This is a genomic window from Streptomyces sp. NRRL F-5630, assembly GCF_000719475.1.
Lineage (GTDB): Bacteria > Actinomycetota > Actinomycetes > Streptomycetales > Streptomycetaceae > Streptomyces.
This window is the reverse complement of record NZ_JOGO01000026.1, coordinates 52,681-66,120: the sequence shown is the minus strand read 5'-3', so window position 1 is coordinate 66,120 and position 13,440 is coordinate 52,681. Positions and strand designations below refer to the sequence as shown.

Below are 13,440 nucleotides of genomic sequence, written 5' to 3'. Positions count from 1 at the left end.
CGAGCATGAGGACCGGACCCGAGCGGACGGAACTCCCCGAGCACCTGGGCATCCTGGCCGAACTGGACGGCGGCAGCCCGCTGCCCGAGCTGACCGCGGCCCTCGACGCGCTGTGCGAACAAGCCGCGGAGCGGCGCGCACGGACGGTCGTGGTCCTGCGGTTCACCCCGGCGCCCGACCAGACACGCGAATGGCCCGGCGACGTCTCCCTCCAGGAGGTCAAGCGCTGGGAGCGGGCCGTGCGCCGCCTGGAGCGGCTCGACCACGTGAACATCGCCGTCGTCGAGGGCACCTGTGGCGGCCCGGTCCTCGACCTGCTGCTGGCCGCGGACTACCGGATCGCCGGGCCCGGCCTGCGCCTGATGCTGCCGGTCAACGAAGGGCACTTCTGGCCCGGCATGACCCTCTACCGGCTCGTGCGGCACATCGGACTGGCCCGTGCCCGCCGCATCGTGCTGTGGGACTCGGCGATCGAACTCCACGAGGCCACGGAACTCGGCATCGTCGACCAGGTCAGCGAGGACCTCACCGAGGCCGTCCACACCGCGGCCGTGCTGCGCGGCCGGCTCTCCGACCGGGAGACCCACATCCGCCGACGGCTCCTGGAGGAGGCCGCATCCGCCGAGTACGACGACGCCCTCGGCGTCCACCTCGCCGCCTGCGACCGCGAGTTGCGCCGCCTGGCCGACCACGGCGCGGAGCCCGCGGAGGCGCAGCGGTGACCACCCGGCCCGGCACCTCCGTCGTCGGCGGCCGCTTCGACGACGACGCACACCACCTCGCCGAGCAGGCCGTGGCAGCCGAACGGGTGCTCGCGGCGCTGCCCCCGGTCCCGGCGAGGTCCGGGGACGAGCGGGACCGCGCCGCGCGCGCCCACGCCGAAGTCCGCGCCGTGCGCCGCGACTTCCTCGCCCGGCACACCGACACCGTCTACGGCCTGCTCACGGACGGGCTGACCCGGCGCCCGCGGCTGCCGGAACTCGTGGACGCCGCCGCCGGCCTCGTGCCCGGCCTGGTGCCGACCCGCGCGCAGATGGCCGCCGAACGCCGCTTCACGCAGGCGGAGAAGGAAGGCCGCGAGATCGACCAGGGCCGGTTCTGCGGCGCCGCGCTGCGCTCGCCCACCGCGGGCAGGCATCTCGTGGAGACCATGCTCGGCCCCACCCCGCGCGCCCTGGAACTCCTGGACGGCTTCCGCGCCGACGGCCGCGTCGCACTGGACGCCGTCCACGTCGAACGCCGGGGCGCCGCGGCCCACGTCGAGTTCCGCAACCCGGAGCGGCTCAACGCCGAGAACGCCCGGCTCGTCGCCGACCTCGACACCGCCGTCGACCTCGTCCTGCTCGACGACTCGGTGCGCGTCGGCGTCCTGCGCGGCGGCACCACCGACCACCCCGCTTACCGGGGACGGCGCGTGTTCAGCGCCGGGATCGACCTCACCGACCTGCGGGACGGCCGGATCCCGCTGGTCGACTTCCTCCTCGGCCGCGAACTCGGCTACGTCGGCAAGCTGCTCCACGGCCTGCTGATCGACCCGGCCCCCGGCGCCGGCGGCGAGCGGTTCGTCACCAAACCGTGGATCGGGGCCGTCGACACCTTCGCCATCGGCGGCGGCATGCAACTCCTGCTCACCCTCGACCACGTCGTCGCCGAGGAGGGCGCCTTCGTCAGCCTGCCCGCCGCGGAGGAGGGCATCGTGCCCGGCGCGGGCAACCTCCGCCTCACCCGGCAGACGGGCGCCCGCCTCGCCCGCCAAGTGGTGCTCGGCGGACGCAGGATCGCCACCACCGACCCCGATGCCTTCCTGGTCTACGACGAGGTCGTGCCCGCCGCTCGCATGGACGAGGCGGTCGAGCGCGCCGCGGCGGCCCTCTCCGCCCCGGCCGTCGCCGCCAACCGGCACATGCTCGCCCTCGCCGAGGAACCCCTCGACCACTTCCGCGCGTACCTCGCCGAGTTCGCCTTCGCCCAGGCGGACCGCGCCTACGCCCCGGACGTCCTCGACAAGGTCGAACGCCGCTGGCAGGAGCGCGAGCGGCGGCGCGCCGCACGAGGGAGCCGGACATGACCGCCGCCCCCGACCTGCGCGCCGCCGACCTGCACGACTCCCTCCAGGACCCGGTGCTCGGCGCCATCGGCTTCCTGAACGAGGTGATGGCCCGTCACCCGGACGCGATCTCCTTCGCACCCGGCGCCCCGCACCCGGACTTCGTCCGGGGCTTGGACCTGCGCGACCTGACCGACCGCTTCCTCGCCCACCTGCGCACCGCACACGGTCTCGACACGTCCCGCGCCGAACGCGTGCTCTACGAGTACGGACCCGCCCAGGGCCTCATCAACGACCTCGTGGCCGAGGCCCTCCGCACCGACCAGGGCATCCACGTCGCCCCCGACGACATCGTGATCACCGTCGGCGCCCAGGAGGCCATGTTCCTCACCCTGCGGGCGCTGTACCGGGACAGCGAGGACGTGCTCGCCGTGGCCGACCCGTGTTTCCCCGGCATCGTCGGCGCCGCACGGCTCCTCGACATCCCCGTGACCGATGTCCGCGAAGGTCACGCGGGACTCGACGTGGACCACCTCGCCGCGCGCTGCCGTCAGGGCAGGGCCGAGGGCCGCCGCGTCCGCGCCTGCTACGTCGCCCCGGACTTCTCCAACCCCGGCGGGGCCCGCATGCCGCTCGCCGCCCGGCAGGCCCTGCTCGACCTGGCGGACCGCGAGGACCTGCTGCTCGTCGAGGACAACGCGTATGCCTTCACCGCCGCCGAGGACGACACCCTGCCCGGCCTCAAGGCGCTCGACGCCCGGCGCCGCGTCGTCCATCTCGGCACGTTCGCCAAAGTCGGGTTCCCCGGGGCCCGCGTCGGCTACGCCGTCGCCGACCAGCGGGTCGGCCGGGCAGGCGGCGACCGGTCACTCGCCCGGGAGCTCGCCGACCTCAAGACGATGGTCACCGTCAACACGTCACCGCTGGCCCAGGCCGTCGTCGGCGGCCTCCTGCTGGAACACGGCCGCTCCCTGCGTGCCCTGGCCCGGCGCAAGGCCGAGCGCTACCGCTCCAACCTCGCCCACCTGACCGGCGCCCTGGAGCGGCACCTGCCCCCCGGCACGCTCCCCGGGGTCTCCTGGCACCGCCCGGCCGGCGGCTTCTTCACCCGCGTCGACCTGCCCGTCCCGGCCGACCACGCCCTCCTGGAGGTGTCGGCGGACCGGTACGGCGTGCTGTGGACGCCGATGCGGCAGTTCTCCCTCACCGACCGCGGCGACCGGCAGATCCGGCTGTCGTGCAGCTACCTGGAGCCCGACCGGATCGAGACCGGCGTGCGGCGCCTCGCCGCCTTCCTCACGAAGGAGGCCGCAGGATGACGAGCGGTCACCGCACCCGCGCACGCGCCCCCCGACGCCCCACGAAAGGCCTCCGCCGATGCGTCTGAACAGCTACGACGACTTCACCCCGCTGAAGGAGGTCGTCCTCGGCTCGGCGGACGGCTACCTCGACCGGGTGCGCGACATGTCGTTCGACATGTTCATCAGCGACAACCTCTCCGGAGCCCGCGGCTACTACCCCTCCCTCTCGACCTGGCGCGACAGCGAGGAACGCCGGAACCGCAACACTCCCCACCGCCTCCAGCAGAAGGAGCGCTTCCTCGGCGAACTCGTCGAGGACGTCGAAGGCCTCGCCGCACAGCTCGTCGCGCTCGGCGTCACGGTGCACCGGCCCCTGCCGCCCGCGCCGGAGACGACCCGGGTCGCCACCCCCGCCTTCGAGGCCACCGTCACCCCGCCGCTCAACCTGCGCGACAACACCCTGATCATGGGCGACGAGATCATCGAGACGCCGCCCATGCTGCACGACCGCTACTTCGAGACCCAGTTCCTCAAACCGGTCTTCCTGGAGTACTTCCGCACCGGCGCCCGCTGGACGACCATGCCGCGCCCGATGATGACCGACCACTCCTTCGACCCCGCCAACGTCGCCCACGCCGCCCCGAACATCGAAGTCCCCCTCGATCCGCGGGCGTCCCCGTACGACGTGGGCCCGGAGCCGATGATCGACGGGGCCAACTGCCTGCGCCTCGGACGCGACCTGATCGTCAACGTCTCCAACGCCAACCACGCCCTCGCCTTCGACTGGCTCCGGCGCCACCTCGACGGACGGTTCCGCGTCCACCGCATGGACCGGCTCACCCAGAGCCACATCGACTCCGTCGTGGTCCCCCTGCGTCCCGGCACCCTGCTGCTGCGCGACCCGGGAGTCGTCGACTACCTGCCCGAGGCCCTGCGCCGATGGGACGTCGTGGTCCCGCCACCGCCCGGCATCGACGACTACCCGCAATACGACAACGACGACCCGATCCCCGCCAGCCCCTACATCGACCTGAACGTGCTCTCCGTCGACGAGGACACCGTCCTGGTCAACGACGCCTGCAAGACCCTCATGGCCACGCTGGAGAAACACCGGTTCAGCGTCGTCCCCGTCCGGCACCGGCACCGGCGCCTGTTCGGCGGCGGCTTCCACTGCTTCACCCTCGACACGGTGCGCACCGGCGGCGCCGAGGACTACCTGGCCTGAGCGTCCCGCCCTGCCCGCACGCCGACCCATCGACCAGCAGGAGCGTCCCGATGCAGGAAACAGCACCCGGCCCCCTCGGCGGGCAGCGGCCGGCGACCGCCCGGCCGCAGGACGCCGTGGCGGCCCTCGCGCAGGCATGCGGGGCGGACGCGGCCTCCGTACGGCTCGCCCTCCGGCTGAAGGTGGCCTCGGTGCTGCTCGGCATGGCCTCCCCGGCCCCCGACGCCTCCTGGCGCGACCTCGTGCGCCACGTGAGCACCGACGACGGGCGCGCCGAGGCGGAAGAAGCGTGGGCGAACGCGTCGGCCGCGCCCGGCGTGAGCGGGGAACGGCTCGGCCGGTACGAACTGCGCGCGCTCCATGCGATGGCGGAGGACCCCGACCTGCCGCACACCCGGCACGGACTCCTCTCGCCGGAGGAGACCGAGGCCGTCGTCGCACGCGGTGCCGGCCCCCTGCGGCGGCTGCCCGGCCGCCGCTTCCACGAACTGTTCGAGGAGCGGGTCCGGCTCCACCCGGACGCCGTGGCCGTCGTGCACGGGAACACCACCCGCACCTACCGCGAACTCAACGACGAGGCCAACCGGATCGCCCACACCCTGCTGCGGGAGGGCCTGGCCCCCGAGGACGTGGTGGCCGTCGTCACCGCACGGCACGCGCACTGGCCGGCCGCGGTGCTCGCCGTGTTCAAGGCGGGCGGCTGCTATCTGCCGCTGGAACCGGAGTTCCCCGCCTCGCGCATCGCGAGGACCCTCATCCGCGGCGCGTGCCGCTGGGTGCTCGCCGACCCCGACGTGCCCTCTCTCGACGAGGCCCTGAGCGGCCGTGACACGGTCCGCCGGATGGACGTCCGGGAGCTTGCCCGCGGGGACGGCCCCACACAGGACCCCGGCGTCGCCGTCGCCGGGGACCAACTGGCGTACGTGTACTTCACCTCGGGATCCACGGGCGAGCCCAAGGGCGCCATGTGCGAGCACGACGGGTTCCTCAACCACCTCTACGCCAAGATCGAGGACCTCGGTGTCCAGGAGGGCGACACCGTCGGGCAGACCGCCCCGCAGTGCTTCGACATCTCCCTGTGGCAGTTGGTCTCCCCGTTCCTCGTCGGCGGCCGGGTGCTGCTGGTCGAGCAGGAGGCCGTCCTCGACGTGGCGCGGTTCGTGGACCTCGTCAACCGGCACCGCGTCCAGGTCCTCCAGCTCGTGCCCACCTACCTCGAACTCGTCCTCGCCGAGGCCGCCCGGGGCCGTGCCACCCTGCCGCACGTGCGTGTCATGGCCGTGACGGGCGAGGCGCTCAAGAAGGAACTCGTCCGCCGCTGGTTCGAGCAGTTCCCCGGCGTCCCGCTCGTCAACTGCTACGGCCTCACCGAGGTCAGCGACGATTCCCACCACGGTGTGATGCGCGCGGTGCCGGACCACCGCTCGGTGCCGCTCGGCGACACCATCCGCAACTGCCGCGTCTACGTCATGGACGAACAGCTCCACCTCGTCCCCGACGGCGCCCCGGGCGAGATCGTCATCGCGGGCGTGTGCGTCGGCCGCGGCTACGTCAACGACCCCGACCGCACCGCCGCCGTCTACCGCCCGGACCCCCTGCGGCCCGGCGAACGCCTCTACCGGTCGGGCGACTTCGGCCGCCGGCTCCCCTCCGGCGAGCTGGAGTACCTGGGCCGTCGCGACGCCCAGGTGAAGATCAGCGGCTTCCGTATCGAGATCGGCGAGATCGAGGACCGGCTGCTCCAGGTCCCCGGCGTCCGCGACGGCGCCGTGGTCGTGGCCGGTACCGGCGACGACCCGCAGCTCGTCGCCTTCTACACGGGCGATGACGCCCCCGACGGCGAGGAGACCGCGCGTGCCCTGGGCACCGCCCTGCCGTCCTACATGGTTCCGCACCGGCTCCACCGCGTCCGTGAACTCCCCCTGTCCGGCAACGGGAAGATCGACAAGAAGGCCCTCACCGCACGCGCCGACGACAGCGCTCACCCCCGGGAGAGCGCCGCTACCGGCGGCGCGCAGCCGAAGACCGCCACCGAGCGCCGCGTCGCGGCCGTCTGGGCACAGCTGCTGAGGGTGCCGGAGCAGCGCATCGGACGCGACAGCCGCTTCACCGACCTCGGCGGCACCTCCCTGTCCGCGATCCGGCTGGCCATCGCGCTCGACCGCCGGGTCACCGTCGCCGAACTCCGCGACACGCCCACGGTCGCCGATGTCGCCGCCCTGCTGGACAGCAAGTCCGCACCGGCTCCGGAGAGCACCCCGGCGGCCACCCCGGCAGATCCGGTCCGGAGTCCGCAGCGCCCCGTGGAGGGCCCGGCCCCGCTTCCGGTCCTCGACGTCCGCGCGACCGGCTCCGACCCCGCCGCCCGCGCCACCGCGCACCGCGCCGAGGCGCTGGCGGCCCTCGCCGAGGCGGGCGCCGTCATGCTCCGCGGCGCCGGCGCCCGCACCCCCGCCGACGTCGCACGCGTCGCGACCGCGCTCGGCATCGCCCCCATGACGGAACGAGAGGGCTTCGCGCCCCGCACCACGCTCGCCCCCGGCGTGTACTCCGGCAGCCACTGGCCCGCCGAGGACCCGATGTGCATGCACCACGAGCTGAGCCACGCCGCGACCGTCCCCGGCACCCTGCTCTTCGCCTGCGTCACCGCACCCGACAGCGGCGGGCGCACCAATGTCTCCGACTCCCAGCAGGTCCTCGCCGCGCTACCGCCCGAGGTGACCGCCGCCTTCGCCGAGCACGGCTGGCTGCTGCGCCGCGCCTACCACGACGTCGGGCTCTCCTGGCACGAGGCGTTCGGCAGCACGGAGCGCGCGGCGGTCGACGCGTACTGCGCCGAGGCGGCCGTCGAAGCCACCTGGAGCGCCGACGGCCACCTGTACACGCGGCAGCGCCGCGCCGCGGTGGTGCCCCACCCGCGCACCGGAGCACCCTGCTGGTTCAACCAGATCGCCTTCCTCAACGGCCTCACCCTGGAACCCGCGGTCCGGGAGTACCTCACCGACGTCTACGGGCCCGGCGGCCTGCCCTTCGACACGGCCGTCGGCGACGGCACCCCCGTCACCGCCGACATGGTCGAGAAGATCGACGCCGTCTACGACCGGTTCACCGTGGGGGAGCCCTGGCAGGAAGGTGACGTCCTCCTCGTCGACAACATCCGCACCGCCCACGCCCGCGAACCCTACGAGGGCGACCGGGAGATCGCCGTCGTCCTCGGCGACCCGGTACGGCTGACCGCCCACGTCCTGCCGCTGAACGACGGCGGACCGTCGTGACGCGTCCCGGACCCGTCGTCCACGGCGGCGGACCCGCGCCCGGCGGCACCGCCGGGCCGGTCACCGTACCGGCGACGTACGCCCAGGAACGGGCCTGGCTGGCCTCCCGGCTGGCCCACGACCCGCCCACCTACTGCGCCGTCGACGAGTTCCCGCTGCACGCGGCCGTGTCCGCGGACGACCTCGTGCACGCCCTGCACGTCCTCATGGACCGGCACGAACCCCTGCGGACCGTGCTGCGCACCGTGGACGGACGGCTCTGCCAGGAGGTGCACCCGAGCCCCGCGCCGCGGATCGCGGTGATCGACCTGAGCGCTCAGGAACCCGCCGCACAGGCCGAAGAACGGCGGTCCCTGCGCGCCCGCCTCGCCCGCACCCCGTTCGACCCGCGGCGGGCACCCCAGTGGCGCGCGGCCGTCCTGGACCTGGGGGAGGGGGCCTGGTCGGTGCTCTTCGCGGCCCACCACACGGTGTACGACACCGCCTCCGGGTTCAACGTCCACGCCGAACTCACCGAACTCTGCGCCGCCGCCGAGGAAGGGCGCCCGCCCCGCCTGCCCCACCTGCCCTTCGGCTACGGCGAGTACGCACGGCGCGAACGCGAACGGGCCGGCTCCGACAGTGGCGAAGCGGCCGCCGCCCACTGGCGGACCCGGATGCGCGGGCTGCCTCCCGTGCACACCGTGCCGCTGGACCGGTCGCGACCACCCGCCCGCACCTTCCGAGGGGCCGAGGTGCGCACCGCCCTGCCGGTCGGTGTCACCGCAACGCTGACCGACGCCGCCCGGCACCACGGCACCCGCCCCGTCCTGCTGCTCCTCGCCGCGTGGAGCGCGCTGCTCCACCACCACTCCGGCGCCGACGACCTCGCCGTCGGCCTGCCCGTCGCCGGGCGCGACGACCCCGCGACCCGCGCGATGGTCGGCACCTTCGTCAACATGCGCGTCCTGCGGGCCGACCTCTCCGGCGATCCCGACGGCACCGAGGTCATCCGCCGCACCGCCGCCGCCGTCCGCGCGGGCGAACGGTTCGACATCCCCTTCCAGCGCCTCGTCGCACTCCTCGGAGCGCCCCGGCTGCCCGGCGTGCCGCCCCTCTACCAGCTCGCCTTCAACCACACCCCGGCCGACGGTCTCGGCCCGCCCGTCGTCTCCTGCGAGGAGGACCTCCTCCTCGACATCGCGGGCACCGGCGTCCGGCTCATCTACGACGCCGCCCTCTTCGACCGCTCCACCGCCGACGCCCTGCTCGCCGACTACATGCGGCTGCTCGCCCCCCTCCTCGACGCGCCCGGCCCCCGCCTCTCCGCGCTGCTCCCCGGCACCGCTCCCCGGCGCGCCCACCCTCCCGCCCCCGCCCCGCCGCCCGCACGGACGGCACCGCGCGACGCGACCGAAGAGCGGGTGGCGGCCGTCTGGCGGACCGTCCTGGGCACCGACGCCGTCGACGTCCACGAGGACTTCTTCGCCGCGGGCGGCCACTCGCTCCAGGCCCTGCGCCTGCTCGCCCGCCTCGCCCCGGGGCGGGAGGACGGCCCCACGCTGCGGACCTTCTTCGCCGACCCGACGGTGGCCGGACTCGCCACCGCCCTGAAAAGCACTCTTGACGGGAGGACGCCATGGCGGTGACCGGCCGGATCGACGGCACACCGAGCGACGTGTGGCACGAGGAGGTGCTCGCTCCGCAATTCGCTTACGAGGCCGAACACCTGCTGCCCCACTACGTGGCCATCGAACGGGCCCTCCTGCGCGAGTATCTGCGGATGGGGCTGGTCGACGCGGCGGGCGCCGCGGCCCTCGACGCCCGCCTCGGCTCGCTCGACGTCGAGGCTATACGCGCCGATCCGCAGCGGAACATGTCCGACATCTCTTTCGCGCTCGAACACCACGTGCAGTCCGGTCCCACGCCGCCGTTCGCCGCCTGGCACGTCGACCGCAGCCGCAACGACGCCCAGGTATGCGCCCAACTCATGTCCGCGCGCACCCACTTCACCGCGATCGCCGCGGACCTCGTCGACCTCGGCCGGGCCGTCACCGCGCTCGCCGCCCGCCACACCGACACCCCCATGCCCGGCTACACCCACGGCCAGGCCGCACAGATCATCACCCCCGGCTACCACCTCGCCGCCCTCGCCGCCGAGACCAACGCCGCCCTGCGGCGCATGCTCCACACGTACGACGAGACGGACGCCTGCCCGCTGGGTTCCGGCGCCATGGCGGGCCAGGAACTGCCCTGGGACCGGGTGCGGCTCGCCGCCGACCTCGGCTTCGCCCGCCCCCAGCCGCACGCGCTCGTCGGTGTCGCCTCCCGCACCTGGACCACCACGATGGGCGCGGACCTCGCCGGTTACGCCGCCGTCCTGAGCCGCTTCACCACCGACTTCATGACCTGGGGCGGCAGCGGCTTCGGCTTCCTCGACCTGCCCGACGAGCTCGCGGGCATCTCCGCGGCCATGCCGCAGAAGCGCAACTTCCCCGTACTGGAACGCATCCGAGGACGCTGCGCCCATGTCGTCGGCCGGGCCTCCGACCTCGTCGCCGGACAGCGCAACACCCCGTACAGCAACACCGTCGAGGTGTCCAAGGAGACCGGCGCCCACCTCTACACCCAAGTACGGGCCATGCGCTCCCTGCTGCGTCTGACCCATGCCGTCGTCACCGGCATCACCTACCGCACCGACCGGATGCGCGCCGCCTGCGCCGAGGACCACCTCGGCGGCTTCACTCTCGCCAATCGCCTCACCCTGGACTGCGGGATCCCGTGGCGCACCGCCCAGATCGTCGCCGGGCGCTACATCAAGCGCGCCGTCGAACGTGGCCTGGACGCCGCCGCTCCGGACGCGGACCTGCTGCGGGCCTGTGCCGCCGAATCCGGTCACGAGGCCGAGCCCGCCGCGGAACTGCTCGCCGAGTCCGTCGACATCGACGCCGGACTGCACGCCAAGCACTCGGCGGGCTCCGCCCACCCCGATCAGGTGGCACGACTCCTCAAGGACGAGGAGAGCGAACTCGACCGGCTCGATGCCGAATGGTCGCGCAGGACCGCACACAGGACGGCCGCGGCCCGGCACCTCGACGAGCCGGTCGCTTCGCAGGACCCCGTATGAGCGGGTTGCCGGCGCCCGCACGCAGGGTCGCCGTGGACATCGCCGAGGGCACGGGCGCGGCTCACGGCACCTTCGGGGAACTGCTCCAGGGCGTCCTGCCCGACGGCACCGCCTTCCTCGTCACCCTTCCCATCAGCCTGGGCAGCCGCGCGCGGTTCCGCTACGACCCCCACGGGCCGCTGCACGTCTATCCCGCGCACAAGACCAAGTCGCTGACGCTGGCGAGAACCATGCTCGACACCCACGGCGACGGGGGCGGGGGAACGCTCGTGCTCGACAGCGACCTGCTCGTCGGCAAGGGCCTCGCCAGCTCCTCCGCCGACCTCGTCGCCACGGCCCGCGGCGTCGGCGCCGTACTCGGCCTCGACACCTCACCGGCCGCCGTGGAGGACTGGCTGCGCCCAGTCGAGCCGACCGACGGGGTCATGTATCCCGGCGTCGTCGTCTTCGAGCACCGCGCCGTGCGGCTCCGCGCCGAACTGGGCGCGCTGTCGCCCCTGACCGTCGTCGCCGTCGACGAGGGCGGGCATCTCGACACGGTCGCCCACAACCGGCGTCCCCGGCACGTGCCGCCCGACTTGCGGCGCGAGTACGCGCGCCTCGTCGACGACCTCGCCGACGCCGTCCGTGCCGCCGACCTGAGCGCCCTCGGCGCGGTCACGACACGGAGCGCGGTCCTCAACCAGCGCTGGCTGCCCAAGCGCAACCTCGACGCGATGACCGGTATCGCCCAGCGCGTCGGCGCTCTCGGAGTGGTGTGCACGCACAGCGGCACCATGCTCGGGCTCCTGCTCGACACCACCGCTGACGGGCACCAGGAGAGGCTCAAAGCGGCGCGCGCCGCCTGCTCGGCGCTCCCCGGGACCCTCTCCGTCTACCGCTCGGCCGCGACGGACCGGTAGACGGAGAGGGCCGCGGGCTCATACCGCGGCGGACTCCTGGCTCTTCGCCCAGTGCATGCCGTCCTGCGCGACCGTCAGCCCGCCCTCGACGACCGGGACGTCGTCGTCCGCCTCGCCGAAGGCCGCCTGCATCTGGATGCGGTGCCCCTCCCAGTGGATGTCGCGGGACTGCCGGCTCAGATCCTTCTTGCGCTGGTCGCGGTAGGTCTCCGAGGTCAGCGCCGTGTCGCCCGAGGCACCGCCGCCGACCAGGCCGACGAACGCCCCGGCGCCGGGGGAGGAGTCATGGGTGACGCGCCGGGCGTCGTCGAAGTACTGCTGTTCGTCCCGGGTCACGTCGTAGAAGCTGACGAGGAAGTCGTGGAAGGTCTGGTACTCCCTGCGGTACCGGGTCGCGTACTCCGCGAAGCACTCCTCTTCCGCCAGGTCCCCGCGGAGCACGCTGTTGAGGGAGCGCGCGGCCAGCAGCGCGCTGAACGTGGCCATGTGCACGCCGGAGGAGAACAGCGGATCGATGAAGCCCACCGCGTCGCCCACCAGCGTCAGGCCCGGGGACCAGAAGTTGTCGCTGAGGTAGGAGTAGTCCTTGCGGACCCGGACCTCGCCGTAGGGGCCACTGGTCACCCGCTTCGCCCCTGACAGATAGTCCCCGACGAGCGGGCAGTCGGCGATCAGCGCGGCCAGGGCCTCGTCGCGGTCGCCCCGTATCCGGTCCGCGCACTCCTTGCGCACCACCGCGCCGACCGAGGTGAGGGTGTCGGACAGCGGGATGTACCAGAACCAGCCCGCGTCGAAGGCGACGCAAGTGATGTTCCCGCTGTTCGGCGCGGCAGGCCGCTTGCCGCCCTCGAAGTAGCCGTAGAGCGCGATGTTCCGGAAGAAGTCCGAGTAGCGGCGGCGCCCGCCGACGCGCCCGTACAGGCGGCTCTGGTTGCCGGAGGCGTCGACGACGAACCGGGAACGCACCTCTCGCGCGGTGCCGTTCTCGTCCCTGAAGCTCACCCCGCACACCCGGCCGTCGTCCTCCAGGACATCACGGACCGCGCAGCGCTCACGGACCACAACGCCCTTGCGCCGGGCGTTGTCCAGCAGGAGCTGGTCGAACTTCATGCGCTCGACCTGGTAGGCGAACGAGGTGGGGCCCGCGAACTTCTCGGAGAGCGCGAAGTCGAAGCTCCACGGTTCGGTGTTGGAGCCCCAGCGGAAGGTGCCGCCCCGCTTCTTGACGAACCCCGCTGCGTGCAGTTCCTGGTCCACGCCGAGGAGGGCACATATCCCGTGCACCGTGGAGGGCAGCAGGGACTCGCCGATCTGGTGGCGGGGGAAGCTCTCCTTCTCCAGCAGCAGGGCGCGATGGCCCTGCATGGCCACGAACGTCGCGGCCGACGACCCGGCGGGGCCGCCTCCGACGACGATGACGTCGAACGACTCCGCGGATGCCGCATCGCCGGGACTGGTCATGGGGACCCTTTCGACCGAGGGGAGGCCGGCCGACGGGTACGGCCGCGGCGACCAGACGCGGCCGTCCAAGCCTGATCCTCGCAAGCCGTGACGGGCGCGGCATCGGCGTCAGCCACCGTTACG

Annotated in this window: 9 protein-coding genes; 8 read left to right on the top strand and 1 reads right to left on the bottom strand. The window is 73.4% G+C overall.

Annotation, left to right across the window (positions count from 1 at the left end):
- The first annotated feature begins 5 nt into the window (after nt 1–5).
- From dpgB to IF99_RS0114805, 8 genes are read left to right on the top strand one after another with little or no spacing between them, the layout of a single operon-like run.
- The gene (dpgB, locus tag IF99_RS0114840) at nt 6–722 is read left to right on the top strand and encodes an enoyl-CoA-hydratase DpgB (RefSeq protein WP_037826974.1); all 717 of its coding nucleotides are present in this window, start codon (nt 6–8) and stop codon (nt 720–722) included.
- Nucleotides 719–2,068 carry a (3,5-dihydroxyphenyl)acetyl-CoA 1,2-dioxygenase DpgC gene (gene dpgC / locus IF99_RS0114835; protein WP_051703506.1) on the top strand — a complete coding sequence of 450 codons (1,350 nt, stop codon included), beginning with the start codon at nt 719–721 and terminating at the stop codon, nt 2,066–2,068. Before dpgB ends, dpgC begins: the two co-directional genes overlap by 4 nt.
- Nucleotides 2,065–3,366: a PLP-dependent aminotransferase family protein gene (locus IF99_RS0114830; protein WP_030996945.1), complete on the top strand. Its 1,302-nt coding sequence runs from the start codon at nt 2,065–2,067 to the stop codon at nt 3,364–3,366. Before dpgC ends, IF99_RS0114830 begins: the two co-directional genes overlap by 4 nt.
- A 58-nt stretch (nt 3,367–3,424) precedes the next feature.
- Nucleotides 3,425–4,573 carry a glycine amidinotransferase gene (locus IF99_RS0114825; RefSeq protein ID WP_030996944.1) on the top strand — a complete coding sequence of 383 codons (1,149 nt, stop codon included), beginning with the start codon at nt 3,425–3,427 and terminating at the stop codon, nt 4,571–4,573.
- 50 nt (nt 4,574–4,623) lie between these two features.
- Entirely contained in the window at nt 4,624–7,848 is a 3,225-nt protein-coding gene (locus IF99_RS31635) for a non-ribosomal peptide synthetase (protein ID WP_234340708.1), read from the top strand.
- Complete coding sequence (locus IF99_RS30810; RefSeq protein ID WP_030996942.1) at nt 7,845–9,476, top strand: condensation domain-containing protein; 1,632 nt, start codon at nt 7,845–7,847, stop codon at nt 9,474–9,476. Before IF99_RS31635 ends, IF99_RS30810 begins: the two co-directional genes overlap by 4 nt.
- Nucleotides 9,467–10,954 carry a lyase family protein gene (locus IF99_RS0114810; protein ID WP_037826972.1) on the top strand — a complete coding sequence of 496 codons (1,488 nt, stop codon included), beginning with the start codon at nt 9,467–9,469 and terminating at the stop codon, nt 10,952–10,954. Before IF99_RS30810 ends, IF99_RS0114810 begins: the two co-directional genes overlap by 10 nt.
- Nucleotides 10,951–11,856: a hypothetical protein gene (locus IF99_RS0114805; RefSeq protein ID WP_051703505.1), complete on the top strand. Its 906-nt coding sequence runs from the start codon at nt 10,951–10,953 to the stop codon at nt 11,854–11,856. The genes IF99_RS0114810 and IF99_RS0114805 overlap by 4 nt, the downstream gene beginning before the upstream one ends.
- 18 nt (nt 11,857–11,874) lie before the next feature.
- Here the strand turns inward: IF99_RS0114805 and IF99_RS0114800 are convergent, their stop codons facing one another.
- On the bottom strand, nt 11,875–13,317 hold the full coding sequence (locus IF99_RS0114800; RefSeq protein WP_030996939.1) for a tryptophan 7-halogenase: 1,443 nt from the start codon (nt 13,315–13,317) through the stop codon (nt 11,875–11,877).
- Between the last annotated feature and the right edge of the window lie 123 nt (nt 13,318–13,440).